Consider the following 25,445-nt stretch of genomic DNA (forward strand, 5'->3'; position numbering starts at 1 on the left):
CTCAGCCCCGCTTCAGCAGCAGTCGGGCGTCGCCGACCGTGAAGATCGAACCGGTGACGAGGACGCCCGCGCCCGCGTACTCGTCCTCTTCCTCGGCGAGCGTGATCGCCGCCTCGATGGCGTCGTCGAGCCGCGGCTCGACCACCACCCGGTCCTCGCCGAAGACCTCGACCGCGATCGCGGCGAGCGCGTCGACGTCGGTGGCCCGGGGGTTGGAGTTCGCCGTGATCACGACCTCGGCGAAGATCGGCTCGAAGGCCTCCAGGAGCCCCTTGGCGTCCTTGTCGGCGCTGGTGGAGACCACGCCGATCAGCCGGGAGAAACCGAAGGACTCGGTGATGCCCTCGGCCGTCGCCCGCGCCCCGTGCGGATTGTGCGCCGCGTCCAGGATGACCGTCGGCGAGGAGCGCACGACCTCCAGGCGGCCCGGCGAGGCCACCTGGGCGAAGGCCCGGCGGACCGTGTCCACGTCCAGGGTGCGGGCGTGCTGCGCGCCGATGCCGAAGAATGCCTCGACGGCGGCGAGCGCCACGGCCGCGTTGTGCGCCTGGTGCGCCCCGTAGAGCGGCAGGAACACGTTGTCGTACTCGCCGCCGAGGCCGCGCAGGGTCAGCAGCTGCCCGCCGACCGCGACCTCGCGCGAGACGACCCCGAACTCCATGCCCTCGCGGGCCACCGTCGCGTCCACGTCGACGGCCTTCTTCAGGAGCACCTGCGCCGCGTCCACCGGCTGCTGGGCCAGGATCACGGTCGCGCCCTGCTTGATGATCCCGGACTTCTCGCCGGCGATCTCGGCGGTCGTCTCGCCGAGCCGGTCGGTGTGGTCCAGGTCGATCGGGGTGACGACGGCGACGGAGGCGTCGATGACGTTGGTGGCGTCCCAGGTGCCGCCCATGCCGACCTCGACGACGGCCGCGTCGACCGGGGCGTCGGCGAAGGCCGCGTACGCCATACCGGTGAGGACCTCGAAGAAGGAGAGCCGGTACTCCTCGCGGGCGTCGACCAGCTCCACGTACGGCTTCACGTCCTGGTACGTCTCGACGAAGCGCTCCGGGTCGATCGGGGCGCCGTCGAGGCTGATCCGCTCGGTGATGGTCTGCACGTGCGGCGAGGTGTAGCGCCCGGTGCGCAGGTCGAAGGCGCCGAGCAGGGCCTCGATCATGCGGGCCGTGGACGTCTTGCCGTTGGTGCCGGTGATGTGGATCGAGGGATACGCGCGCTGCGGCTCGCCCAGCACGTCCATCAGGGCCGCGATCCGCTTGACCGAGGGCTCCAGCTTGGTCTCGCCCCAGCGGGTCGACAGCTCGGTCTCGACCTCGCGCAGCGCCTTGTCGACCTCGGGGTCGGCGGGGCGCGAGGGCACCGGGTCGCCCTGCGGCGGCCCGGCCATCGCGCGCAGGGTGCGACTGCCGGCCTCGATCACCGCCAGGTCCGGGTCGCGGTTGGTCTCGGCGTCGACGATGTCGTCGAACTGGTCGCTCGGGTCGCTCGGCTCACTCACGCGTCCAGTCTACGGAGGGGCACCGACAGGAGCAGGGACCCCCCATTCGGGACTTTCGCCCCACCGTGCGCGCAAGGGCCCCGGCGGCCCGCTCGATCACGGCGGGAAGGTCAGCCCAGCCCGCTCGGCAGCAGCGCCGTCACCACATAGGCGCCGTGCTCGCGCCGGGCGTCCAGGGAGCCGCCCATGCTGGTGACGCGTTCCCGCATGGAGAAGAGGCCCGTGCCGGTCGACACGGGGGCGCGGTCGGGGGGTGCGGGGGCGAGGGGGTTGCGGACCTCGATGCGCAGGGACGGGCCCTCGACGGTGATGGTGACCGTGACCGGCAGGCCCGGGGCGTGCTTGGCCGCGTTGGTCAGGCACTCCTGTACGACCCGGTGGACGGCCGCCTGGCGCAGCGGCGACAGCGCCTTCGCCTCCGGGGCGACGGTGACGTCGACGGGGCTGCCCATCCGGTCGCTCTCCGCGGCGAGCGCGGCGAGACCGTCGAGGCCCGGGGTGGCGGCGGCCGTGTCGCCGCGCCGCACGATGGTCTCGTTGAGCATGTGATGGGCGCGCCGGGCGGTGTCGGCGAGCTCCTCGAAGCCCTGCTGGTGCGCCTCTCCCCTGGCCCGTACGGCGAGGACCTCGGCCCGCACCGCGAGCACGGTGAGCTCCCGGCCCACCAGGTCGTGGACGTCGCGGCCGACCGAGATCCGCTCCTCCTGCACGGCCTGCCGGGCGGCGGATTCGCGGCGCTGGGCCTCCAGGGCGCGGACCAGGTCGTGGCGGTAGGCGGCGATGCCGACGCTCGCGGCGAGGACGCCGATCGGGACGACCAGGCTCAGGAAGTCGCTCAGGGTCTCGCCGTGCCGGGCGGGCCAGCCGGGCGTGTTGAAGTAGGCGTAGGCGGCGCCCACGTACAGCGCGGTGGCGAGGACGGCGGTCCGCCGGCCCCGGAAGCGGCCCAGCGAGTACAGCGCGAACTGGATCATCGTGAGCTCGTGCAGCCAGCCCATCAGTCCGACCGCCACCAGGAAGGGCACCCAGGGCGCCTTGCGCCGCAGCACCAGGGTGGCCGCGCCGCCCGCGAGGACCAGGGTGGCGGTGACGCCGGTGAGCGAGTTGTCGGCGCCGGCGAGCCCCGGCACGTCCAGGAGCATGAGGCCGAAGGCGCCGAGTGCGGCGACGGCGTCGGTGGCCCGGGGGGAGGCGGCCCACCGCTCCGCGCGGAGGCGCAGCGCGGACAGGGCGGGGAGGCGGGCCATGCCTTCCATCATCCAAGGTCCTTCGGCCCGAGCTGACGGACTTCGGTCACCACTCGTGTGATGTCACCCACGGGAGGACATACGGGAGGACATACGGGAGGACATACGGGAGGACATACGGGAGGACATACGGGAGGACATACGGGAGGGGCCCGGAACCGTCACCGGTCCCGGGCCCCTCCAGCCGTACGGGCTACGCCTGCGGCAGGCGCTCCAGCTGCGCCTGGATGCGGGCGATGTCCTCGTCCGCCTTGGCGAGGCGGGTGCGGATCTTGTCGACCACGTTGTCCGGCGCCTTGGCCAGGAAGGCCTCGTTGCCGAGCTTGCCCTGGGCCTGTGCCTTCTCCTTCTCCGCGGCGGCGAGGTCCTTCGCGAGGCGCTTGCGCTCCGCGGCCACGTCGATCGTGCCCGACAGGTCGAGCGAGACGGTGGCGCCGGCGACCGGCAGGGAGGCGGTGGCGGCGAAGCCCTCGCCCTCCGGCTGGAGGCGCAGCAGCTGGCGGATGGCGGCCTCGTGCGCGGCGAGCGCGGTGCCGTCGAGCTCGAGGCGGGCGGGGACCTTCTGGCCGGGCTGCAGGCCCTGGTCGGCGCGGAAGCGGCGGACCTCGGTGACGACCTTCTGGAGGTTCTCGATCTCCGCCTCGGCCGCCTCGTCGCGGAAGCCCGAGTCGCTCGGCCACTCGGCGATCACGACGGACTCGCGACCGGTGAGGGTGGTCCACAGGGCCTCGGTGACGAACGGGACGATCGGGTGCAGCAGGCGCAGCATGACGTCCAGGACCTCGCCGAGGACCCGGCCGGAGACCTTGGCCTGCTCGCCGCCGGCGAAGAACGTCGTCTTCGACAGCTCGACGTACCAGTCGAAGACCTCGTCCCAGGCGAAGTGGTACAGCGCGTCGCTGAGCTTCGCGAACTGGTAGTCCTCGTAGTACGCGTCGACCTGGGCGACCGTCTTGTTGAGGCGGGAGAGGATCCACCGGTCGGTCGCGGACAGCTGCTCGGCCGGGGGCAGCTCGCCCTCGATCGTCGCACCGTTCATCAGCGCGAAGCGGGTCGCGTTCCAGATCTTGTTGGCGAAGTTCCGGGATGCCTTGACCCAGTCCTCGCCGATCGGGACGTCGACGCCCGGGTTGGCGCCGCCGGCCAGGGTGAAACGGACGGCGTCGGAGCCGTACTCGTCCATCCAGTCCAGCGGGTTGACCACGTTGCCGAAGGACTTCGACATCTTCTTGCCGTTCTGGTCACGGACCATGCCGTGCAGGGCGATGGTGTGGAACGGCGGGGTGCCGTCCATCGCGTAGAGGCCGAACATCATCATCCGGGCGACCCAGAAGAAGAGGATGTCGTAGCCGGTGACGAGGACGGAGTTCGGGTAGAACTTCGCGAGGCTCTCGGTCTGCTCGGGCCAGCCCAGCGTGGAGAACGGCCACAGGCCGGAGGAGAACCAGGTGTCGAGGACGTCGTTGTCCTGGTGCCAGCCCTCGCCGGCCGGCGGCTCCTCGTCGGGGCCGACGCAGACGACCTCGCCGTTCGGGCCGTACCAGACCGGGATGCGGTGGCCCCACCACAGCTGGCGCGAGATGCACCAGTCGTGCAGGTTGTCGACCCAGTCGAAGTACCGCTTCTCCATCTCCTGCGGGTGGATCGTGACCTTGCCGTCGCGGACCGCGTCACCGGCGGCCTTGGCGAGCGGGCCGACCTTGACCCACCACTGCATCGACAGGCGCGGCTCGATGGTGGTCTTGCAGCGCGAGCAGTGGCCGACGGAGTGGGTGTACGGGCGCTTCTCGGCGACGATCCGGCCCTCGGCGCGCAGGGCGGCGACGATGGCGGAGCGGGCCTCCAGGCGGTCCAGTCCCTGGAAGGGGCCGTGGACGGTGATGACGGCGTGCTCGTCCATGACCGCGATGCTCGGCAGGTCGTGGCGCTGGCCGATCTCGAAGTCGTTCGGGTCGTGCGCCGGGGTCACCTTGACGGCGCCGGTGCCGAACTCCGGGTCGACGTGGCTGTCGGCGACGACCGGGATGCGGCGACCGGTCAGCGGAAGCTCGATCTCGGTGCCGACGAGGTGCCGGTACCGCTCGTCGTCCGGGTGGACGGCGACCGCGGTGTCACCCAGCATCGTCTCGGCGCGGGTGGTGGCGACGACGATCTCGGTGTCGCCCTCGCCGTACCGGATGGAGACGAGCTCGCCCTCGTCGTCCTGGTACTCGACCTCGATGTCGGAGATCGCCGTCAGGCAGCGCGGGCACCAGTTGATGATGCGCTCGGCGCGGTAGATCAGCTCGTCGTCGTAGAGCTTCTTGAAGATGGTCTGGACGGCCTGGGACAGGCCCTCGTCCATGGTGAAGCGCTCGCGGGACCAGGCGACGCCGTCGCCCAGCCGGCGCATCTGACCGGAGATCTGGCCGCCGGACTCGGCCTTCCACTGCCAGACGCGCTCGACGAACGCCTCACGGCCCAGGTCGTGGCGGGACTTGCCCTCCTTGGCGAGCTCGCGCTCGACGACGTTCTGGGTGGCGATGCCGGCGTGGTCCATGCCCGGCTGCCACAGCGTCTCGTAACCCTGCATCCGCTTGCGGCGGGTGAGGGCGTCGATGAGCGTGTGCTCGAAGGCGTGGCCCAGGTGGAGGGAGCCGGTGACGTTCGGCGGCGGGATGACGATCGTGTAGGGCGGCTTGTCGCTCTTCTCGTCCGCCTCGAAGTAACCCCGCTCTACCCAGCGCTCGTACAGCTTCCCCTCTACTTCGGCCGGCGCGTACTGGGTCGGCAGTTCGGGAGTGGCGGCTGTCTGCTGCTGAGTGTTCTCGGTCACGGGCCCAGTTTAGGGGGGACCCGGCGCTGTCCAGAAACTCGATTGTTCCGTAACGGTGTGACCCCCACCGCCCCGGTGCCGCACGGCTTCCGACAGGATGTTCGCTACGCATAAACATCCTGTGAGGGGAACCTGTCCATGAGCTACAACCAGCCGGGCCCGTACGGCGGCCAGCCCCAGCAGCCCGGGCCGTACGGCCAGCCGGGTCCCTACGGCCAGCCCGCGCAGCCCGGGCCGTACGGTCAGCCGCAGGGCCCGCAGCCCGGCTACGGATACCCGCAGCAGGCCCCGCAGGGCGTCCCGCCGCAGCAGCCGGGCCCGTACGGCCAGCCCGGCCCCTACGGCCAGCCCCCGCAGGCCGCCCCCTACGGCCAGCCGCCCCAGCAGCCCCCGTACGGCGCCCCGCAGGGCCCCGGCGGCTACGTGCCGCACCCGCCGGCCCCGAAGAAGAGCAAGGCCGGCTGGATCATCGGCGCGGTGGCCGTGGTGGCGGCGCTGGGCGTGGGCGCGTACTTCGTGTTCGGCGGCGGCGCGGGCGCGAACGTGGCGAACGACGGCCCGCACAAGCTGACCACCCCGGACGTGGTGCTCGGCGAGTACAAGAAGGACGCCAAGGAGGGCGGCGGCTCCGACGGCAAGGACTCCCTCAAGGAGGCCCAGCAGAACGGCGTCAAGAACGCCCAGGAGGTGGAGGCCGCCTACAAGGTGGAGAACAAGGCCAACCCGCTCGGCGGCAAGATGCTCTCCTTCAGCGGCCTCTACGGCGAGATCGACGACCCCGAGAAGGTCGTCGACAACGTCTTCGCCTCGATCAGGACCAACTCCGAGAAGGAGAAGAGCAAGGACGAGCCGGAGCTGGTCGGCAGCCCGCAGGCGTACACGCCGGCCGAGGCCGACGGTGCCGTCCTGAAGTGCCAGGAGGCCAAGACGAAGCCCGACGCCTCCGCGGGCACCCCGGCCTTCAGCATGACCATGTGCGTGTGGGCCGACCACAGCACGGTGGGCTTCGTCGTGCCGGTGAACCTGGCCGACATGCTCGCGGGCAAGGCCGCTTCCGGCGAGGAGGCCGCCGGCATCACCGCCAAGCTGCGCAAGGAAGTCCGCGTCAAGGCCTGACGACTGCAGGCTGCGGCCTGGCGGCTGACGGCCCGTCCGGGCCCACAGGAGAAGGGGCGCCCCCACCGGTCCGGTGGGGGCGCCCCTTCTGTCGTCCGTACGGCCCTTGTCCGTTGGGCTCAGGCCGACTTCTCGTGCCTGCCGTCGTTCTTCACGATCCGCGGCACCAGGGTCGGGTTCACGTTGTCGCGGACCACGTCCGCCGTGATGACCACGCGGGCCACGTCCTTGCGGGAGGGGACCTCGTACATCACCGACTGGAGGACCTCCTCCATGATGGCGCGCAGGCCGCGCGCGCCGGTGCCGCGGAGGATGGCCTGGTCGGCGATGGCCTCCAGGGCGGGGCGGTCGAAGTCCAGCTCCACGCCGTCGAGTTCGAAGAGGCGCTGGTACTGCTTGACCAGCGCGTTGCGGGGCTCGACGAGGATCTTGAGGAGGGCCTCGCGGTCCAGGTTGTGCACCGAGGTGATGACCGGGAGACGGCCGATGAACTCGGGGATCATCCCGAACTTCACCAGGTCCTCCGGCATGACCTCCTGGAACTGGTCGCTGGCCTCGATCTCCCGCTTGGAGCGGATGGTCGCGCCGAAGCCGATGCCCTTGGCGCCGGCCCGCGACTCGATGATCTTCTCCAGGCCGGCGAAGGCGCCGCCCACGATGAAGAGCACGTTCGTGGTGTCGATCTGGATGAACTCCTGGTGCGGGTGCTTCCGTCCGCCCTGCGGCGGCACGGAGGCCGTGGTGCCCTCCAGGATCTTCAGCAGGGCCTGCTGGACGCCCTCGCCGGAGACATCGCGGGTGATCGACGGGTTTTCGCTCTTACGGGCGACCTTGTCGATCTCGTCGATGTAGATGATGCCGGTCTCGGCCTTCTTGACGTCGTAGTCGGCGGCCTGGATCAGCTTCAGGAGGATGTTCTCGACGTCCTCGCCCACATAGCCCGCCTCCGTCAGCGCGGTGGCGTCGGCGATGGCGAACGGCACGTTGAGCATCCGGGCCAGGGTCTGCGCGAGGAGCGTCTTGCCGGAGCCGGTCGGGCCGAGCAGCAGGATGTTGGACTTCGCCAGCTCGATGGCGTCGTCCCGGCCCTGCCCGCCGCCGTTCTCGCCGGCCTGGACGCGCTTGTAGTGGTTGTACACCGCGACCGAGAGGGCCTTCTTCGCGGGCTCCTGCCCGACGACGTACCCCTCCAGGAACTCGTAGATCTCGCGGGGCTTGGGGAGTTCCTCCCACCGCACCTCGCTCGTCTCGGCGAGTTCTTCCTCGATGATCTCGTTACAGAGGTCGATGCACTCGTCGCAGATGTACACACCGGGTCCCGCGATGAGCTTCTTCACCTGCTTCTGGCTCTTTCCGCAGAACGAGCACTTGAGCAGGTCGCCGCCATCACCGATGCGTGCCACGAGGTGCTTCCCCTTCGCCGTGGAGCGCTTGGTTCAGCGACTCCTGGTGCCTCATATTCGACGGTACCTTGCCGGGCCCCCTGTTCGGGCCCCCCTTGGCGCGGTTGGCATGGTCGGGATTCGGCCATGCCACCGCACCGCGGGAAGGTCGAGCGTCAGGCTGCCGTCGCGGCCGTGCTCTTGCGGGTCGAGACGATCTGGTCGATCAGGCCGTACGCGAGGGCGTCCTCGGCCGTCAGGATCTTGTCACGCTCGATGTCGTCGCGGATCTTCTCGATCGGCGTCGAGGAGTGCTTGGCCAGCATCTCCTCCAGCTGGCTGCGCATGCGCAGGATCTCGTTGGCCGCGATCTCCAGGTCGGAGAGCTGCTCACGGCCGGTGCCGCCGGAGGGCTGGTGGATCAGCACGCGGGCGTTGGGCAGGGCCATCCGCTTGCCGGGGGTGCCGGCGGCGAGCAGCACGGCCGCGGCGGAGGCCGCCTGGCCCATGCAGACCGTCTGGATGTCCGGCTTCACGAACTGCATCGTGTCGTAGATGGCCGTCAGCGCGGTGAACGAACCACCGGGGCTGTTGATGTAGATCGAGATGTCCCGGTCGGGGTCCATCGACTCCAGGCACAGCAGCTGCGCCATGACGTCGTTGGCGGAGGCGTCGTCGATCTGCACGCCGAGGAAGATCACGCGCTCCTCGAAGAGCTTCGCGTAGGGGTCGTACTCGCGGATGCCCTGCGAGGTGCGCTCCACGAAGCGCGGGACGACGTAACGGTTGTCCATCGGCGCGCCGGTGTAGAGGCCGCTCGGGGAGAGGTTGTTCTGCATCTGGGTGTTCACCGTCCTGGTGGCGTTCGGCGGGGGCTGGGGCTCTTCAGCGGACTGCCGGGCTCAGGCGCCCGTGCCGCCGCCGCCGGGAACGCCCGCGGCGTGCGTGATGATGGAGTCGATCAGGCCGTAGTCCTTGGCCTCCTCCGCGGTGAACCAGCGGTCGCGGTCACCGTCGCGGATGATCGTCTCGACGGTCTGGCCGGAGTGGCGCGCGGTGATCTCCGCCATGCGCTTCTTCGTCCGGAGGAGGTACTCGGCCTGGATCTTGATGTCCGAGGCCGTGCCGCCGATGCCGGCGGAGCCCTGGTGCATCAGGATGTCGGTGTTCGGCAGCGCGAAGCGCTTGCCGGCGGTGCCGCCGGTGAGCAGGAACTGGCCCATCGAGGCCGCCATGCCCATGCCGATGGTCACGACGTCGTTGGGGATGTACTGCATGGTGTCGTAGATGGCCATGCCGGCCGTCACCGAGCCACCGGGGCTGTTGATGTAGAGGTAGATGTCCTTCTCCGGGTCGGCGGCCAGGAGGAGCATCTGTGCGGTGATCTTGTTGGCGATGTCGTCGTCGACCTGCTGGCCGAGGAAGATGATGCGCTCGCCGAGCAGCCGGTTGTAGACATGGTCGCCGAGGCCGCCACCGATGGACGGCTCACCCGCGGCGTAAGGCTTCAGATTCGTCACGTATCCACCTGCTCGTCTCCGACGGCCCCGGGCCGTCTCAGCGTCTCGTTCTGAGGGCAGTGCCCCCGTATTCATGGACCCTAACGCGCTGGTAGGCGGGCGCCATCCCGGTTCCCGAACTGTTCGCTGGGAGCGCAAGGTAGTTGGGGGCGCATGAACGGGTCGGAGTACGTCCACGGGCCCGGACGCACAGGTGTGCGTCCGGGCCCGTGGCGCGGGCTTCGGCGAGGGGCGCGGGCCTCTCGGTGAGCCGGGTGTGCCGGGTGGGGCTTACTTGTCCTCGGCGGCCTCGGCGTCGCCGGCGGCGGCCTCGGCCGTCTCGGTGGCCTGCTCCTCGTCCTCGTCGGACAGGTCGACCACGTTGCCGTTGGTGTCGACGACCTTGGCGGCCTCGACGACGACCGCGAGGGCCTTGCCGCGGGCGACCTCGCCGACCAGCATCGGCACCTGGCCGCCCTGGACGACGGCCTGGGCGAACTGGTCGGGGGACATGCCGGAGGAGGCGGCGCGGCGCATGAGGTGCTCGGTGAGCTCCTCCTGGTCCACGTTCAGCTTCTCCTTGGAGACCAGCTCGTCGAGCAGGAACTGGGTCTTGATGCCCTTGACCGCCTGCTCCTTGGTCTCGGCCTCGAACTCCTCGACGGTCTTGCCCTGGAACTCCAGGTACTTCTCGAGGGTCAGACCCATCTGACCGAGCTGGTGGTGCTCCAGGTTGTGCTTGCGGGTGTTGATCTCGTCCTCGAGCAGCTTCTCGGGGACGGGGATCTCCGCCAGCTCCAGGAACTTCTCCAGGACGCGCTCCTGGGCCTGGGTGGCCTGGTCGAACTGCTTCATGTTCTCGAGGCGCTTGCGGCTGTCGGCCTTGAGCTCGTCGAGGGTGTCGAACTCCGACGCCATCTGCGCGAACTCGTCGTCGAGCTCGGGGAGCTCGCGGGCGGCGACGGCGGTGACCTTGACGGTGACCTCGGCGTCCTTGCCCTCGGCGGAGCCGCCCTTCAGCTTCGAGGTGAAGGTGGCCTCGCCGCCGGCCTCCAGGCCGGTGACGGCCTCGTCGATGCCGTCGAGGAGCTCGCCGGAGCCGATGGTGTACGAGACACCGCTGGCGACACCGTCGGGCAGGACCTCGCCGTCGACCTTGGCCTCGAGGTCGATGGTGACGACGTCACCCTCGGCCGCGGGGCGCTCGACGGGGTTGGTGGAGGCGAAGCGCTCGCGCAGCTGCTGCACGGACTTCTCGACGTCCTCGTCGGTGACCTCGATGGCGTCGACCTCGACCTCGATGCCGGAGTAGTCCGGGATCTCGATGGCCGGGCGGATGTCGACCTCGGCGGTGAAGGCCAGCAGCTCGCCGTCCTTCAGCTCCGTGATGTCGACCTCGGGCTGGCCCAGCGGGTTGACGTCGGCCTCGTTGACCGCCTCGGTGTAGAGCTTCGGAAGGGCGTCGTTGACGGCCTCCTCCAGCACCGCACCACGGCCGAACCGCTGGTCGATGACACGCGCGGGGATCTTGCCCTTGCGGAAGCCCTTGACCGTGACCTGCTGGTTGATCTTCTTGTACGCCGCGTCGAGGCTGTCCTTGAGCTCCTCGAAGGGCACCTCGACAGTGAGCCGAACCCGGGTCGGGTTCAGGGTCTCCACGGCGCTCTTCACGGTTCGGTCTCCTTGGTGACTGATTCCTGGTTTCCGGGCGGCACCGCCAGGGGGCGGTTCCGGCCGATCGGCCCGGTCAGAGAGACACACGGGCACGCAGCTTGCATAGTAACCGCAAGCGGCTGGCGGCCCACAACGTGATCTTGGCTGGTGGTCGGGGTGGCGGGATTTGAACCCACGGCCTTCCGCTCCCAAAGCGGACGCGCTACCAAGCTGCGCCACACCCCGTCGGTGCGACACGTAGGGTACATGGACGGGGACGGTGTGACGCCCCCTCTTTTCGAGGGGCGTGCGGGCACCCGCCGGGACCCGCTACGATGGCGTCCGTGCCGCGGCCCACACCGCCTGCGGCGCCGCTTCGCGGGCGTAGCTCAATGGTAGAGCCCTAGTCTTCCAAACTAGCTACGCGGGTTCGATTCCCGTCGCCCGCTCTGATTCGGCACGGCCCGGGTCGGTCCATTGCGATGGACCGACCCGGGCCGTCGTCGTGTGTCCGGTTCCGGTCGTTCCGCGGAAATCCCCGCGCCCGTTGTCCGAGGTCCCGGCTAGCTTCGCTCCCGCAGTGATCAACTGCACTGACCGGGAGGGGAACATGAGACGAACGAGCAGAGGGGCCGTGGCGTCCCTGGCACTGGCGTGTGCGGTGGCGCTGCTGGGAAGCGGGACGGCCGCGGCCGCCGACTCGCCCTACGCACCGGTCGATCCGGTGTCGCTCCCGGGCGGTTGCGCGACCTCCGGCGAGCTTCCCTGGGTGGGGAACACCTCCCATGTGACCCTGGCGGTGAAGGTCCAGGGCCAGAGCCCCACGGGCGGGCTGCCCGAGGCGCACTTCCGGCTGTGGCGCGCGGGGCAGGCCGGGACTCCGGTCGTCGACACGACGGTTCCGACGAGCGGCGGCTCCACGGCCACTCTGCGGGTGCCCGGGGAGTCGCTGCCGCCCGAGGGCCCGTACTGGTGGCAGGTGCGCCTGGAGAGCGCGGGCCGGGCCTCGGAGTGGACCGTGCCGTGCGGGTTCTCGACCGACTACACGCCGCCGGCCGCCCCGGCGGTGACCTTCCTGGACGCGACGCCTTTTCCGAACGCCTCGGACCCGGGGACGGTGCGGACCGTGCGGCTCGCCCTGCCGGAGGGGACGGAGGCCGCGTACTTCTGCGTGGACCCCGAGTACCGCGACAGGACGCTGCCCTGCCCGGCCGGCGGGCGGGTCCCGGTCGGCGCCGACGGGACGGCCACCACGACCTTCGTCACGCCCGAGAGGTCCGGTCCGGCGACGTTCTGGGCGCGGGCGGTGGACCGCGCGGGCAACCCGTCGGACGCGGTGGGCGCAGAGTACTGGGTCAATTCGCCGTTCCCGGAGCCGTTCGGTGACTACGACAGCGACGGCCGGGCCGATCTGCTCGGGGTGGACGCGCAGGGCCGGCTGACGCTGGCCGCCGGTGTCGAGGGCGGTTTCTCGGCGCCCGTGGTCGCCGACGGCCGGGACTGGTCGGGCGCGGTGGTGGCGCGGGCCGGGCATCTGATCAACCGGTACGGGCCGCAGGAGCCCAATGACGTGCGCAACGACCTGGTGGCCCGGCAGGGCGCGAAGCTGCTGGTGTACCCGGGCGACGGCAGGGGCGGTTTCGGGGCGCCGGCCGAGATCGCCGGTTACGACTGGTCCGGAGTGAGCCGGATCGCGGTGAACCGGACGGTCGCGGGGCTTCCGAAGCTGGTGGCGGTCGAGGGCGACCGGCTGCTGGTGTTCGACCTCTACGAGGGCGGTGTCGAGCTGCGCGCGGGCGAGCCGACGGTGCTGGCGGCGAGCGGCTGGGCGGGGCGGACGATCGTCGCCTCCGAGGGCAGGGCCGAGATGCTGGCGGCGGGCGTGCTCGCGCGTGACCCCGTCCGGGGCTCGCTGGAGTTCGCCGGTGTCGACTACGGCTGGGACGCTCCGTACGTCCTGGCGGAGCCGGTGGTGGTGGCCGGATCCGGATGGGAGGAGGCACGGGTGCCCGCGCTGGTCGCGGCCGGGGACCTGACCGGTGACGAGCGGATCGATCTCGTCACCACCGATCCGCGGGGCGGTCTGGTGCTGCACCCGGCACACGAGGACGGCACGCTGGGCGCGCCGGCGGTGCTGACCGGTTCGGGCTTCGAGGGCGTCCGGCTGTTCTGAGACCGGACGTCGAGACCCGGGAAGGGCCCCTGCCGGTCGCGGCGGGGGCCCTTGGCCGGATCAGAACTTGATCGCTCCGATGGTGCGCGTTATCGAGTCGAGGAAGCGCTGGATGTCGTCGGCCATGCCGGTGGAGGCAAGGAAGAAGCCGAAGAGCACCGCGACGACGGCCGGGCCGGCCTTGAGGTTTCCGCCGCGGATCAGCACCACCAGGATGATCGCCAACAGCAGCACCACGGACAGTGAAATGGCCACAACTGATCACACCCTCGGTCGGTACCGCCTTGCCGCCGGGGAGCGCACGTCACAGAACACCCCCGCCGCATCTATCGTGCCACCAACTTCCTGCCCCGGGCGGTGGGGTGACGAATCGTCGCCGTCGAAATCAAGTCAACGTGACGCATTCCGCACTGATCGCCGCGGTCCTGATCACTCCTCGGGGGCGAGACCCAGCAGCGACCGCATCCGGGCGTACTTGGCGGTGAGCCGGTCCCGGGTCGGCGGGTCGAGGGCGGCGAGGCGGGCCGGGTCGGCGTTGTGGGCCAGGTCGGCCTCCTTGACCAGGAGGGCGCCGGGGACCGCGAGGACGCGGCGGGCGTAGGCCTCCGGCTCCTCGCCGGGGCGCTTGGTCAGGGCGAGCACCATGGCCTTGACCCGCGGCGGCAGGGCCGCGTCCGCGAGCCACCGTTCGGACAGGGCGTCGTCCTCGACGGCGTCGTGCAGCCAGGCCGCCGCGATCTGCTCCGGGCTGCCGCCCCGCGCGCGTACCCCCTCCGCGACGGCCCGCAGGTGCTCGGCGTAGGGCCGGCCCGCCTTGTCGGTCTGGCCGGCGTGGGCGGCCACGGCGAGGGCCTCGATCTCGGCGAGGGTGAGGTACGGCGTACCGGTCATGGCGTCATCCCTTGCGGCTGATGAGGAGCAGCGCCCGGTCGTCGTTGACGTCCTTGGCGCAGGCTTCGATGAGGTGCCAGGCGGCGCCCTCGAAACCGGCGGCGACATAGCGGTCGGCCTCGCCGGTGAGCCGGTCGATGCCCTCGGCGATGTCGCGGTCGGCGCTCTCGACCAGGCCGTCGGTGAACAGCATGAGGACGTCGCCGGGGCGCAGGGAGCCCTTGACCGGGTGGAACTCGGCGCCGTCGTAGACGCCGAGGAGGGGGCCCTCGGCGGCCTTCTCCTCCCAGCGTCCGCTGCCGGCGTGGAGCTGCAGCGCGGGCAGGTGGCCCGCGGAGAGGAGTTCGTAGTCGCCGGACTCCAGGTCGAGCACGAGGTGGATGGAGGTGGCGAAGCCCTCGTCCCAGTCCTGGCGCAGCAGGTAGGCGTTGGCGGCCGGCAGGAAGCCGTGCGGGGGCAGGGAGCCGAGGAGTCCGCCGAAGGCGCCGGAGAGCAGCAGGGCGCGGGAGCCCGCGTCCATGCCCTTGCCGGAGACGTCGGTGAGCAGGACCTCCAGGGTGCGGCCGCCGTTGGTGCGGGCGGCGACGACGAAGTCGCCGGAGAAGGACTGGCCGCCGGCCGGGCGGAGCGCCATCTCGCGGTGCCAGCCGGCCGGCAGGCGGGGCAGCGCGCTCTGGACCCGGATGCGTTCGCGCAGGTCGAAGAGCATGGTGCCGCCGCGCCGCCAGGGCACGCCGACGCGGGCCCGGAACTGGGCGATGAGGAGCCCGAAGAAGCCGCAGGCGGCGACGACCAGGACGGTGCCGGGGGTGACCCGGGCGGGGCCCTGGGTGTAGGGGCCGAGGACGACGGACTCGACGATGAGGGCGCCGGCGGCCGCCGCGTACAGGCTGAGGAGGCTCGCGGGGCGCAGCAGCAGTCCGCCGGCGACGATCGGCAGGACGAGGGCGGCGGGTGCGCACCACACGGGGTTGACGATGGTGCCGAAGGCGATGGCGGGGACGGTGAGCAGGAGGCCGGCGAGGGCGATCCAGTCGGAGCCGTCGCCGCGGAAGTAGTCGACCCCGGACCGGCGCAGCGCGACGCGGACCCGGTGGGCGCTCTTGCGCATCCGGGCCGCGTACGAGTCCACTCCACCGCGACGTCCCATTGGCCTGGACCCTATCCACCCGCTCGGAGCTCGTGCAGGGGGGACCCAGCTGACATTGCATTCGAAATCGGGTCGCGTCGGTCCGCGGGGCGCTGATATCGATGGCATATGACGACTGAACTGCGGGTCCTGGACCCTGCCGCGTGGGACGACTGGTACGGGGTGCTGGAGTTCGCGTTCGGGGGTGTTCCGGAGGCGGCCGAGGAGCGCGAGCTCTGGCAGGAGCTGACCGAGCACGAGCGTTCCGTGGGCGTCTGGGACGGGGACCGCTGCGTGGGTACGGCGGGGGCGTTCACGTTCCGGCTGACGGTGCCGGGCGGGGCCGCGGTGCCGGCGGCCGGGGTGACGATGGTGAGCGTGGCCGGGACGCACCGGCGGCGCGGGATCCTCACGTCGATGATGCGGCGCCAGCTCGACGACGTACGGAGCTGGGGCGAGCCGCTCGCGGTGCTGACGGCCTCGGAGCCGGAGATCTACGGCCGGTTCGGCTACGGGGTGGCCACGCACGCGGTGCGGGCGGCGATCGACACGACCCGGGTGCGGCTCGCGGTGCCGGAGGGCACGGACGAGGTGGCGCTGCGGGTGGTGACGCCGGCGGAGGCGCTGGCGGCGGTCGAGGCGGTGTACGCGCGTCTGGTGCCCGGCCGGCCGGGGATGCTGGAGAGGCGGCCGGGCTGGGAGCGGCTGGCGCTGATCGATCCGCCGGACCAGCGGGAGGGCGCGGGGCCGCGGCGGTTCGTGCTCGCGGAGCGGGACGGCGGGGTCGTGGGGTACGCGCAGTACGCGATCCGGCCGAAGTGGTCCTGGGCGGGGCCGGAGGGGTCCGTCGTCGCGCACCAGCTGGCGGGGCTCGACCCGGTGGCGGAGGCGGCGCTGTGGCGGTTCCTGTGCTCGGTGGACCTGACCTCGCGGGTGGAGTTCCACAGCCGCCCGGTGGACGACGGCTGGCAGCACCTGGTGTCGGACGTCCGGCGCTGTGAGCCGACGCTGCGGGAGGGGCTGTTCGTCCGGCTCGTGGACGTGGGCGAGGCGCTCGCGGCGCGGACGTACCAGGCGCCGGTGGACGTGGTGTTCGAGGTCGAGGACGCGTTCTGCCCGTGGAACGAGGGGCGTTGGCGGCTGACCGGTGACGCGAAGGGCGGGGTCTGCGTCCGCACCGAGGATGCCGCCGATCTTGCCCTGTCCGTAAGGGAGTTGGGCTCGGCGTATCTGGGCGGGGTGTCGCTTCTGTCGCTGGCGGCGGCGGGGCGGGTGCGGGAGCTGCGCGAGGGGGCGCTGGTGGAGGCGTCCGTCGCGTTCGGCTCGCCGGTCGCCCCGTGGCTGCCGCACGGGTTCTAGGAGGGACCCGCTGGGCGTGCCGGCAGGGCCCGCCGGGGATCTCGGCGGGGCCTGCCAGGACTTCGACAGGGCCTGCCGGGCACTCCGACGGGACCCGCTAGGCGTTCTGGCAGGTCGGGCACCAGAAGAGGTTGCGGGCGGCGAGGTCGGCGGTGCGGATCTCGCCGCCACAGATGTGGCAGGGCAGGTGGGCCCGGCGGTAGACGTAGACCTCGCCGCCGTGGTCGTCGACGCGCGGCGGGCGGCCCATCGCCTCGGGGGTGTGTTCGGGGCGGACGGTGTCGATGCGGTTCAGGCGCACGCCCTCGCGCATCAGCGTCACGAGGTCGTCCCAGATGGCGTGCCATTCCCGCTCGGTCAGGTCCTTGCCCGCGCGGTACGGGTCGATGCCGTGCCGGAAGAGGACCTCGGCGCGGTAGACGTTGCCGACGCCCGCGATGACCTTCTGGTCCATGAGGAGGGCGGCGATGGTGGTGCGGGACCGGGAGATCCGCCGCCACGCCTTGTCGGGGCCGTCGCCGTCGCGGAGCGGGTCGGGGCCGAGCCGGTCGTGTATCGCGCGCTTCTCGGCGTCGGTGACGAGCGCGCAGGCGGTGGGTCCGCGCAGGTCGACGTACGCGTCGGGGTTGGCGAGCCGCAGCCGGACCGTGTCGGTGGGCGGCGGGGCGGGCGCGTCGCCGAAGCCGACCTTGCCGAAGAGGCCGAGGTGGATGTGGATCCACTCCTCGCCGGGGAAGCCCAGGAAGAGGTGTTTGCCGTGGGCCTCGGTGCGGGTGAGGACGGCCCCGTCGAGCAGGGCGGCGGAGTCGGAGAACTTGCCCTGCGGGCTGGAGACGCGCACCGGCCGGCCGCCGAACCGTTCCCGGTAGTCGGCGGCCAGCCGGTGGATGGTGTGCCCCTCAGGCATGGCCGGTGATCAGGCCTCGTTCTGCGGGTGGTGCGCCGGGATCGGCGGGAGCTCGCCGGTGGTCTCGTACGCGCTCAGCATGTCGATGCGGCGGGTGTGGCGCTCGTCGCCCGAGTACGGGGTGGACAGGAAGATCTCGACGAACTTGGTCGCCTCTTCCTGGGAGTGCATGCGGCCGCCGATGGAGATCACGTTGGCGTTGTTGTGCTCGCGGCCGAGGGCGGCGGTCTGCTCGCTCCAGGCGAGGGCGGCACGGACGCCCTTGACCTTGTTGGCGGCGATCTGCTCGCCGTTGCCGGAGCCGCCGATCACGATGCCGAGGCTGTCCGGGTCCGCGGCCGTCTTCTCGGCGGCGCGCAGGCAGAACGGCGGGTAGTCGTCCTGGGCGTCGTAGATGTGGGGTCCGCAGTCGACGGGCTCGTGGCCGTGGGCCTTCAGCCATTCGACGAGGTGGTTCTTGAGTTCGTAGCCGGCATGGTCGGAGCCGAGGTAGACGCGCATGCTCCGAGTGTGGCACGGCCGGGGCGGGGTAACGGTCAGCGGGGTCGGGACCTTCGTCCGGGACTTCCGTCCCTTTGGTCCGGACCATATCTCACGGATATGTCCTGAATCACGATCCGGAATCAGCTCTTCCGTACTCATCGGTCTCCGGGTTACATGTCTCCGGCTCGCGACCCGAGCAGCCCCACATACCGAAGGAAGCGTTCATGAACACGCAGCCGACCCTGGCGAAGGAAGGCAGGAGCACCGGAGACCCCGGTCACGCCCCGCACTCCCCCGGCGCCCACGGCTCCGACGGCCTGAAGGCCGGCCTCAAGAACCGCCACCTGTCGATGATCGCCATCGGCGGCGTCATCGGCGCCGGCCTCTTCGTCGGCTCCGGCTCCGGCATCGCCGCGGCCGGCCCCGCCATCCTCCTGTCGTACGCGCTCGTGGGCGCCATGGTCGTCTTCGTGATGCGGATGCTCGGCGAGATGGCCGCCGCCCGCCCGTCCTCCGGCTCCTTCTCCGCCTACGCCGACCAGGCGCTCGGCCGCTGGGCCGGTTTCACCATCGGCTGGCTGTACTGGTTCTTCTGGGTGGTCGTGCTCGCGGTCGAGGCGACCGCCGGCGCGGTGATCCTGGAGAGCTGGGTGCCGGCCGTCCCGCAGTGGGCCTGGGCGCTCATCGTGATGGTGGTCCTCACCGCGACCAACCTCGGCTCGGTGGCCTCGTACGGCGAGTTCGAGTTCTGGTTCGCCGGCATCAAGGTGGTCGCCATCGCCGCCTTCGTCGCCATCGGCCTGCTCGCCGTCTTCGGCGTGCTGCCGGGCTCGGACAACCCGGGCGCGGGCTTCGCCCACCTCACCGACACCGGGGGCTTCTTCCCGATGGGCGCGGGCGCGATCCTCACCGGTGTGCTGATGGTCGTCTTCTCCTTCATGGGCAGCGAGATCGTCACCCTCGCGGCCGGTGAGTCGGAGGACCCGCAGCGGGCCGTGACCAAGGCGACCAACAGCGTGATCTGGCGGATCGGCGTCTTCTACCTGGGCTCGATCTTCGTCGTGCTCACCCTGCTGCCGTGGAACGACAAGTCGATCACCGAGAAGGGCTCGTACGTCGCCGCCCTCGACTCCATCGGCATCCCGGCCGCCGGCCAGATCATGAACGTGATCGTCCTGACCGCGGTGCTGTCCTGCCTGAACTCCGGCCTCTACACGGCCTCCCGCATGGCCTTCTCGCTCGGCCAGCGCGGCGACGCGCCGAAGTCCTTCGCCCGCACCAACCCGCGCGGCGTGCCCGTGACGGCGATCCTCGCCTCGGTGGTCTTCGGCTTCGTGGCGGTCTTCTTCAACTACTGGCGGCCGGACGACGTCTTCGCCTTCCTGCTGAACTCCTCCGGTGCCGTCGCCCTCTTCGTCTGGCTGGTCATCTGCCTGACCCAGCTGCGGATGCGCGGGATCATCCAGCGCGAGGAGCCGGAGAAGCTGGTCGTGCGGATGTGGCTCTTCCCGTACCTGACCTGGGCCACCGCCGCCATGATCGTCTTCGTCCTCGGCTACATGGTCTACGCCGGCGGCAGCAACCGCGAGCAGGTCGTGCTCTCGCTGCTCGTGGCCGCGCTCGTCCTCGCGATCGGGCTCGTCAAGGACCGCATCCGGAAGCGCCCGGAGACAGAGCGCGTCTGATCCGCGACACGGGAATCCCGGTCCGGCGCCATACCTGACGGCACCTGTCAGGTATCCGCGAAAGGCTCTCCGCACACCGACCACCTCGGGAACGGAGAGCCTTTCCATGTCCGAAGCGCAGACCAGCGAAGCGCGGACCACCGAAGCGCGGACCACCGACGAGCGGACCACCGACGAGCAGTTCACGGCCGAGCGGATCACCGGGTTCCAGACCGCCTTCGCCGTGCGGCCCGACCGGGTCGTACGGCCCACCGGGCCCGAGGGGGTCGCCGCCGTCGTGCGCCACGCCGCCGAGCACGGTCTCGCGGTCGCCGTGCAGTCCACCGGGCACGGGCGCGGCGGTCCCGTCGAGGGCGGGCTGCTGATCGACACCCGGCGGATGGACGAGGTCGTCGTCGACCCGGTGGCCCGCACCGCGCGGGTGGGCGCCGGGGCCCGCTGGGGCCAGGTGATCGAGGCCGCCGCGCCGCACGGCCTCGCCCCGCTGAACGGCTCCTCGCCGGGCGTGGGCGTGGTCGGCTACCTCCTCGGCGGCGGCCTGGGCATCCTCGGCCGTACGTACGGGTGGGCCGCCGGCCACGTCCACGCGCTCGACCTGGTGACGGCGGACGGCCGCCTGCGCCGCCTCGCGCGGGGCGACGAGCTGTTCGGCGCGGTCCTCGGCGGCGGTCACGGCCTGGGCGTCGTCACCTCCGTGGAGATCGGCCTGGTGCCCCTGGCCCGGCTCTACGGCGGCTCGGTCTCCTTCGACGGCGCCGTGACCGACCCGGCCGAGGTGCTGCGCGGCTACGCGGCCTGGGCGCGGGAGCTGCCGACGACGCTGACCTCCTCGCTCGCCGCCCTCGTGTACCCGGACGTGCCCGCGCTGCCGCCGCACCTGCGCGGCCGCCATGTGCTGTCGGTGCGGGTGGCGTTCACCGGCGAGGCGGCCGAGGGCGAGCGTCTGGTGGCGCCGCTGCGGGCGATCGGGCCCGCGCTCGGCGACTCGCTGCGGGAGCTGCCGTACGCCGAGAGCCACACCATCCACGCCGACCCGGACTTCCCGCACGCCTACTGGGGCGACGGGATCCTCCTCGGCGACCTCGACGAGGACGCGCTCGCCCGGGTGCTGCGGCTGACCGGGCCGGGTGCCGGGCGGATGGCGGTGGTGCAGCTCAACCACCTGGGCGGGGCCCTCGCCGCCGACGCGCCGGTGCCGCACCCGGCCGCGTACCGCGCGGCGGGCTGGCTGGTCCGCGCGCTCTACCCGCTGGACGAGGAGGGCGTGGCGCCTGCCCGGGAGCTGCACGCGCGCGTGACGGAGGGACTGGCCCCGCAGACCCTCGGCCGGGCGGCCGGCTTCGTCTTCGGCGACCGCGGGCGGACGGAAGGTCTGTACGACGCCGATACGGCGAAGAGGCTCGCCGCGGTCAAGGGGGAACTCGACCCGGCGAACCTCTTCGGGGGGTTCGGGAAGCGGTGAGGGCGGCAGGGCGGCAGGAGGCCGGGGCGCCAGGAGGCTCGGCCCTTGCGGCCGGCTCGGCGCGGACGGCCGGCTCGGCGCGGACGACCGGCTCGGCGCGGGCAGCCCACGCGAACGGCCGGCTCGGAGCGGGCAGCCGCTCGGCTGGGGCGGTCGGCTCGGCTGGGCGGCCGGCTCAGCCCTTGCGGCCGACGAGCTTCCAGGCGGCCGGCACCGCGCCCATGGCGAGGGCCGCCTTGAGGGCGTCGCCGATCAGGAACGGGGTGAGGCCCGCCGCGACGGCCTGGCCGAGGGTCATGCCGGTGGCCAGGGCCAGGTAGGGGACGCCGACCGCGTAGATGACGGCCGAGCCGAGCGCCATGGTGCCGGCCATCCGGAGCACCGAGCGGTCGGCGCCGCGACGGGCGAGGGCGCCCACGACGGTCGCGGCGAGCAGCATGCCGAGGATGTAGCCGAAGGACGGCATGGACCAGCCGGAGGTGGCCTGCGCGAACCACGGCACGCCGGCCATGCCGGCCACGGCGTACAGGCCGAGCGCGAGGAAGCCGCGGCGGGCGCCGAGGGCGGTGCCGACGAGGAGCGCGGCGAAGGTCTGGCCGGAGACGGGCACCGGGGAGCCCGGGACCAGGACGGAGAGCTGGGCGGCCAGGCCGGTCAGCGCGGCGCCGCCGGCGACCAGCGCGATGTCGCGGACGCGGCCGGCCGGGATCAGGTCGGCGAGAACCGTCCCGGACCGGAAGGAGGAGACGGGGGCGGCGGCGGTGCTCATCGGTACTCCGTAGGGGTGACGGGGACAGGGACGGGACGGTCAGGCTCGACCGTATGCCAGGGGTGAGCACCCGATCACGGTCAGCCGCCCACAAAGCCCGGGGTGAGCCCTTCGTGGAGATCAAACAAAGCCCACGTCCGCCGCTCCGCGCAGCGTGACACTTGTCACTGGGAACTCCCGCACGGAGGTCCTTTTTGCGCCACGGGCCCCTCCCTGGAGAGACTGTGGGGTCTCCATAAACCGTCCGAGAGCGATTCCTCCATGCCCGACTCCCTCGCCCCCGAACCCGAGCCGCTCTCGCACGGGCTGAAACAGCGTCACCTGACGATGCTCGGGCTCGGCGGGGTGATCGGCGCGGGCCTCTTCGTCGGCTCGGGCGCGGGCATCGCGGTCGCCGGTCCCGGGATCGTCGTCTCGTACCTGATCGCGGGCGCGCTGGCGATGCTGGTCATGCGGATGCTGGGCGAGATGTCGGCGGCGATGCCGGCCTCCGGCGCGTTCTCGGTGCACGCGGAACGGGCGCTGGGCCGGTGGGCCGGTTTCTCGGTGGGCTGGCTGTACTGGTTCCTGCTCGTGGTGGTGCTCGCCGTGGAGGCGGCGGGCGCGGCGCGGATCGCGCACGGCTGGGTGCCGGGGGTCCCGCAGTGGGGCTGGGTGCTGGTGTTCATGCTGGTGTTCACGGCCGCCAATCTGGCGGCGGTGAAGAACTTCGGCGAGTTCGAGTTCTGGTTCGCCGCGCTCAAGGTCGGCGCGATCGTGCTGTTCCTGGTCCTCGGGGCACTCGCGATCGCGGGATGGCTCCCGGACACGGATCCGGTGGGCCTGGCCAACCTGACCGGGCAGGGCGGTTTCCTGCCGCACGGCTGGGAGGGCGTGGTCTCCGGGGTCCTCGCCGTCGTCTTCGCCTTCGGCGGCCTGGAGGTCGTGACGATCGCGGCGGCCGAGTCGGCCGATCCGGCGCGCAACGTGGCGCGGGCGGTGCGCAGCGCGGTGTGGCGGATCCTCTTCTTCTACGTGGGTTCGATGCTGGTGATCGTGACTCTGCTGCCGTGGACCGCGATGCGGCCGGGCGAGTCGCCGTACGTGGCGGTGCTCGACGCGATCGGCGTACCGGCGGCCGGGCAGATCATGAACGTGGTGGTGTTCGTGGCGCTGCTATCGGCGCTGAACGCGAATCTGTACGGCTCCTCGCGGATGGTGTTCTCGCTGGCCGAGCGCGGCGAGGCGCCGAAGGGGCTGCTGAGGGTCTCGGCCGGCGGGGTGCCGCGCCGGGCGGTGCTCGCCTCGGTGGTGTTCGGCTTCGTCTCCGTCCTGCTCAATCTGAAGTGGCCGGATTCGGTCTTCCTCTACATGCTCAACGCGGTCGGCGCGGTACTGCTGTTCGTGTGGGCGCTGATCGCGGTCTCGCAGCTGCGGCTGCGGCGCCGGATCGAACGCGAGGCACCGGAGACCCTGTCCCTGCGGATGTGGGGTTTCCCGTGGCTGACCTGGACGGCGCTGGCCGCGATGGCGGCGGTGCTGGTGCTGATGCTGCTCGACGACGGGGCGCGGCCCCAGGTGCTGTGGTCGGGCGCGGCGACGGCGGCGGTGCTCGCGGTGGCGTGGGCACGGGACCGGCGCGGCGCCCCAGCGGGCTGAGCGGGGTGAGCGGCGGGTGGCGCGGCGCCCGCGCCGACCATAGGGGCCGGGGCGGCGCGGGCCGAGTCGGGGCGGCGCGGGCCGAGCCGGGGCGGCGATGGCTGAGCCGGGGCGGCGATGGCTGAGCCGGCGGGCTTTCCGACAAAGCGCTACGGAATCTTCACTTTGTGTGAAGGTCGTGCCCGTATAGCGGACATCCGTTCCCCGTGAGCGGTACGGCCCCCCAGACTGTGGGCCACCCTCCCCGTCTCCGCTAGCGAACAGGGCTCGCCCATGTCTCGGACCACCGCGCCCGCGCCGGCCGACCGCAAGGACGGCGCGGCCGCCGCTCCTGTCGGCGGCCTGGCCCACGGCCTCAAGCAGCGCCATCTGTCGATGATCGCCCTCGGCGGTGTCATCGGTGCCGGGCTCTTCGTCGGCTCCGGCGCCGGCATCGCCGCGGCAGGCCCGTCGATCGTCCTCGCGTACGCGATCTCCGGTGTGCTCGTCATGCTGGTGATGCGGATGCTGGGCGAGATGTCGGCGGCCAACCCGGCCTCGGGCTCCTTCTCCGTCCACGCCGAGCGGGCGCTCGGCCCGTGGGCCGGCTTCACGGCGGGGTGGGCCTTCTGGTTCCTGCTGTGCGTGGCCGTCGGCCTGGAGGGCATCGGCGCGGCCAAGATCATGACGGGCTGGTTCCCGGGCACCCCGGAGTGGGCCTGGGTGGCCCTCTTCATGCTGGTGTTCTGCGGGACGAACCTGGCGGCGGTGAAGAACTTCGGCGAGTTCGAGTTCTGGTTCGCCGCCCTCAAGGTCGGCGCCATCGTGCTCTTCCTCGGCGTCGGCGTCCTCGCCATCGCCGGTGTCCTGCCGGGCAGCGACGCCCCGGGCACGGCGAACCTGACGGGCGAGGGCGGGTTCTTCCCGAACGGCTCCGAGGGTCTGATCGTCGGTCTGCTCGCCTCCGTCTTCGCGTACGGCGGTCTGGAGACCGTCACGATCGCCGCGGCCGAGTCGGAGCACCCGGTGCAGGGCGTGGCCAAGGCGGTCCGTACGGCGATGTGGCGCATCGCGCTCTTCTACATCGGCTCCATGGCGGTCATCGTCACCCTGGTCCCGTGGGGCGACAAGGCGGTCGTCGACAAGGGCCCGTACGTCGCCACGCTCGATCACCTGGGCATCCCGGCCGCCGGCCAGATCATGAACGTGGTCGTCCTGGTCGCGCTGCTGTCGGCGATGAACGCCAACATCTACGGCGCCTCCCGCATGGCCTGCTCGCTGGTGGCCCGCGACCAGGGCCCGAAGGCGCTCGGCCGCACCTTCGGCGGCGTGCCGCGGCCGGCCGTGCTCGTGTCCTCGGTCTTCGGCTTCGGCTGCGTGCTGCTCAGCTACTGGTCCCCGGACAAGGCCTTCATCTGGCTGCTCAACACGATCGGCGCGATCATCCTGGTCGTCTGGATCTTCATCGCGGTCTCGCAGCTGGTGCTGCGCCGGCGCACCGAGCGCGAGGCGCCCGAGAAGCTGGTCGTGAGGATGTGGGGCTTCCCGGTGCTCACCTGGGTGGCGCTGGCCGGAATGGCGGGCATCTTCTTCCTGATGGCCCGTGAGGAGGGCACCCGGGTCCAGCTCTACTACACGGGCGGTCTGACGCTGCTGCTCGCGGTGATCGGCTTCGCGCTGCAGAAGAAGCGCGAGAAGACGGCCGAGGAGGTCGCCGAGGAGGTCTGAGCCCTCCGCCGGACCGACCACGAGGAACC

The 25,445-nt window shown here is 71.5% G+C and carries 20 protein-coding genes and 2 tRNA genes; 8 read left to right on the top strand and 14 right to left on the bottom strand.

Annotated elements, in window-relative coordinates; all coding sequences use genetic code 11:
* Position 1 precedes the first annotated feature (1 nt).
* From ABTZ91_RS05460 to ABTZ91_RS05470, 3 genes are all read right to left on the bottom strand, one after another.
* Positions 2–1,501 (bottom strand): folylpolyglutamate synthase/dihydrofolate synthase family protein, encoded by a 1,500-nt coding sequence (locus ABTZ91_RS05460; protein ID WP_352075807.1) that lies wholly within the window; start codon positions 1,499–1,501, stop codon positions 2–4.
* Between the two features lie 110 nt (positions 1,502–1,611).
* Complete coding sequence (locus ABTZ91_RS05465; RefSeq protein WP_352075808.1) at positions 1,612–2,748, bottom strand: ATP-binding protein; 1,137 nt, start codon at positions 2,746–2,748, stop codon at positions 1,612–1,614.
* Between the two features lie 193 nt (positions 2,749–2,941).
* A complete protein-coding gene (locus ABTZ91_RS05470; RefSeq protein ID WP_352075809.1) occupies positions 2,942–5,563 on the bottom strand; it encodes a valine--tRNA ligase in 2,622 nt (873 codons plus the stop codon).
* A gap of 138 nt (positions 5,564–5,701) precedes the next feature.
* On the opposite strand from ABTZ91_RS05470, the gene ABTZ91_RS05475 reads away from it, so the two are divergent.
* The gene (locus ABTZ91_RS05475; protein ID WP_352075810.1) at positions 5,702–6,679 is read left to right on the top strand and encodes a hypothetical protein; all 978 of its coding nucleotides are present in this window, start codon (positions 5,702–5,704) and stop codon (positions 6,677–6,679) included.
* Between the two features lie 119 nt (positions 6,680–6,798).
* Here ABTZ91_RS05475 and clpX read toward each other — a convergent pair whose 3' ends face one another.
* The 5 genes from clpX to ABTZ91_RS05500 form a co-directional block, all read right to left on the bottom strand.
* Positions 6,799–8,082 carry an ATP-dependent Clp protease ATP-binding subunit ClpX gene (clpX, locus tag ABTZ91_RS05480; protein ID WP_352075811.1) on the bottom strand — a complete coding sequence of 428 codons (1,284 nt, stop codon included), beginning with the start codon at positions 8,080–8,082 and terminating at the stop codon, positions 6,799–6,801.
* A 155-nt stretch (positions 8,083–8,237) separates the two neighbouring features.
* Complete coding sequence (locus ABTZ91_RS05485; RefSeq protein ID WP_352075812.1) at positions 8,238–8,900, bottom strand: ATP-dependent Clp protease proteolytic subunit; 663 nt, start codon at positions 8,898–8,900, stop codon at positions 8,238–8,240.
* A 63-nt stretch (positions 8,901–8,963) separates the two neighbouring features.
* Complete coding sequence (locus ABTZ91_RS05490; protein ID WP_352075813.1) at positions 8,964–9,581, bottom strand: ATP-dependent Clp protease proteolytic subunit; 618 nt, start codon at positions 9,579–9,581, stop codon at positions 8,964–8,966.
* A 270-nt stretch (positions 9,582–9,851) separates the two neighbouring features.
* Positions 9,852–11,231 (bottom strand): trigger factor, encoded by a 1,380-nt coding sequence (gene tig, locus ABTZ91_RS05495; RefSeq protein WP_352075814.1) that lies wholly within the window; start codon positions 11,229–11,231, stop codon positions 9,852–9,854.
* A gap of 151 nt (positions 11,232–11,382) precedes the next feature.
* Positions 11,383–11,459: transfer RNA gene (locus tag ABTZ91_RS05500), tRNA-Pro, on the bottom strand.
* Positions 11,460–11,591: 132 nt separating this feature from the next.
* Here ABTZ91_RS05500 and ABTZ91_RS05505 point away from each other — a divergent pair.
* Together ABTZ91_RS05505 and ABTZ91_RS05510 are read left to right on the top strand one after the other, a co-directional pair.
* A tRNA-Gly gene (locus tag ABTZ91_RS05505) sits at positions 11,592–11,662 on the top strand.
* 161 nt (positions 11,663–11,823) lie between these two features.
* Positions 11,824–13,386 (top strand): hypothetical protein, encoded by a 1,563-nt coding sequence (locus ABTZ91_RS05510; protein WP_352075815.1) that lies wholly within the window; start codon positions 11,824–11,826, stop codon positions 13,384–13,386.
* A 60-nt stretch (positions 13,387–13,446) separates the two neighbouring features.
* On the opposite strand, the gene ABTZ91_RS05515 is transcribed toward ABTZ91_RS05510, so the two are convergent.
* The 3 genes from ABTZ91_RS05515 to ABTZ91_RS05525 all read right to left on the bottom strand — a co-directional run bounded on the left by ABTZ91_RS05515 (position 13,447) and on the right by ABTZ91_RS05525 (position 15,427).
* Positions 13,447–13,641 carry a hypothetical protein gene (locus ABTZ91_RS05515; protein WP_345488297.1) on the bottom strand — a complete coding sequence of 65 codons (195 nt, stop codon included), beginning with the start codon at positions 13,639–13,641 and terminating at the stop codon, positions 13,447–13,449.
* A 174-nt stretch (positions 13,642–13,815) separates the two neighbouring features.
* Complete coding sequence (locus tag ABTZ91_RS05520) at positions 13,816–14,277, bottom strand: HD domain-containing protein (RefSeq protein WP_352075816.1); 462 nt, start codon at positions 14,275–14,277, stop codon at positions 13,816–13,818.
* Between the two features lie 4 nt (positions 14,278–14,281).
* Positions 14,282–15,427, bottom strand: a complete 1,146-nt coding sequence (locus tag ABTZ91_RS05525) for a PP2C family protein-serine/threonine phosphatase (RefSeq protein ID WP_352075817.1) — start codon at positions 15,425–15,427, stop codon at positions 14,282–14,284.
* 108 nt (positions 15,428–15,535) lie between these two features.
* On the opposite strand from ABTZ91_RS05525, the gene ABTZ91_RS05530 reads away from it, so the two are divergent.
* Complete coding sequence (locus ABTZ91_RS05530) at positions 15,536–16,765, top strand: GNAT family N-acetyltransferase (RefSeq protein ID WP_352075818.1); 1,230 nt, start codon at positions 15,536–15,538, stop codon at positions 16,763–16,765.
* A gap of 97 nt (positions 16,766–16,862) precedes the next feature.
* Here the strand turns inward: ABTZ91_RS05530 and ABTZ91_RS05535 are convergent, their stop codons facing one another.
* Both ABTZ91_RS05535 and ABTZ91_RS05540 read right to left on the bottom strand, forming a co-directional pair.
* Positions 16,863–17,672, bottom strand: a complete 810-nt coding sequence (locus ABTZ91_RS05535) for a DNA-formamidopyrimidine glycosylase family protein (protein WP_352075819.1) — start codon at positions 17,670–17,672, stop codon at positions 16,863–16,865.
* 9 nt (positions 17,673–17,681) lie between these two features.
* On the bottom strand, positions 17,682–18,173 hold the full coding sequence (locus ABTZ91_RS05540; RefSeq protein WP_352075820.1) for a ribose-5-phosphate isomerase: 492 nt from the start codon (positions 18,171–18,173) through the stop codon (positions 17,682–17,684).
* A 206-nt stretch (positions 18,174–18,379) separates the two neighbouring features.
* Between ABTZ91_RS05540 and ABTZ91_RS05545 the strand changes: the two genes are divergently transcribed.
* The gene (locus ABTZ91_RS05545) at positions 18,380–19,840 is read left to right on the top strand and encodes an amino acid permease (protein WP_352075821.1); all 1,461 of its coding nucleotides are present in this window, start codon (positions 18,380–18,382) and stop codon (positions 19,838–19,840) included.
* Between the two features lie 106 nt (positions 19,841–19,946).
* Complete coding sequence (locus ABTZ91_RS05550) at positions 19,947–21,302, top strand: FAD-binding oxidoreductase (protein WP_352075822.1); 1,356 nt, start codon at positions 19,947–19,949, stop codon at positions 21,300–21,302.
* Positions 21,303–21,477: 175 nt separating this feature from the next.
* Here the strand turns inward: ABTZ91_RS05550 and ABTZ91_RS05555 are convergent, their stop codons facing one another.
* Positions 21,478–22,071 (bottom strand): biotin transporter BioY, encoded by a 594-nt coding sequence (locus tag ABTZ91_RS05555; RefSeq protein WP_352075823.1) that lies wholly within the window; start codon positions 22,069–22,071, stop codon positions 21,478–21,480.
* 261 nt (positions 22,072–22,332) lie between these two features.
* Between ABTZ91_RS05555 and ABTZ91_RS05560 the strand changes: the two genes are divergently transcribed.
* Together ABTZ91_RS05560 and ABTZ91_RS05565 are read left to right on the top strand one after the other, a co-directional pair.
* Complete coding sequence (locus ABTZ91_RS05560) at positions 22,333–23,709, top strand: amino acid permease (RefSeq protein WP_352075824.1); 1,377 nt, start codon at positions 22,333–22,335, stop codon at positions 23,707–23,709.
* Between the two features lie 273 nt (positions 23,710–23,982).
* The gene (locus ABTZ91_RS05565) at positions 23,983–25,416 is read left to right on the top strand and encodes an amino acid permease (protein ID WP_352075825.1); all 1,434 of its coding nucleotides are present in this window, start codon (positions 23,983–23,985) and stop codon (positions 25,414–25,416) included.
* The last annotated feature ends 29 nt before the right edge of the window (positions 25,417–25,445 follow it).

The organism is Streptomyces sp. NPDC126499 (assembly GCF_040302485.1).
Lineage (GTDB): Bacteria > Actinomycetota > Actinomycetes > Streptomycetales > Streptomycetaceae > Streptomyces.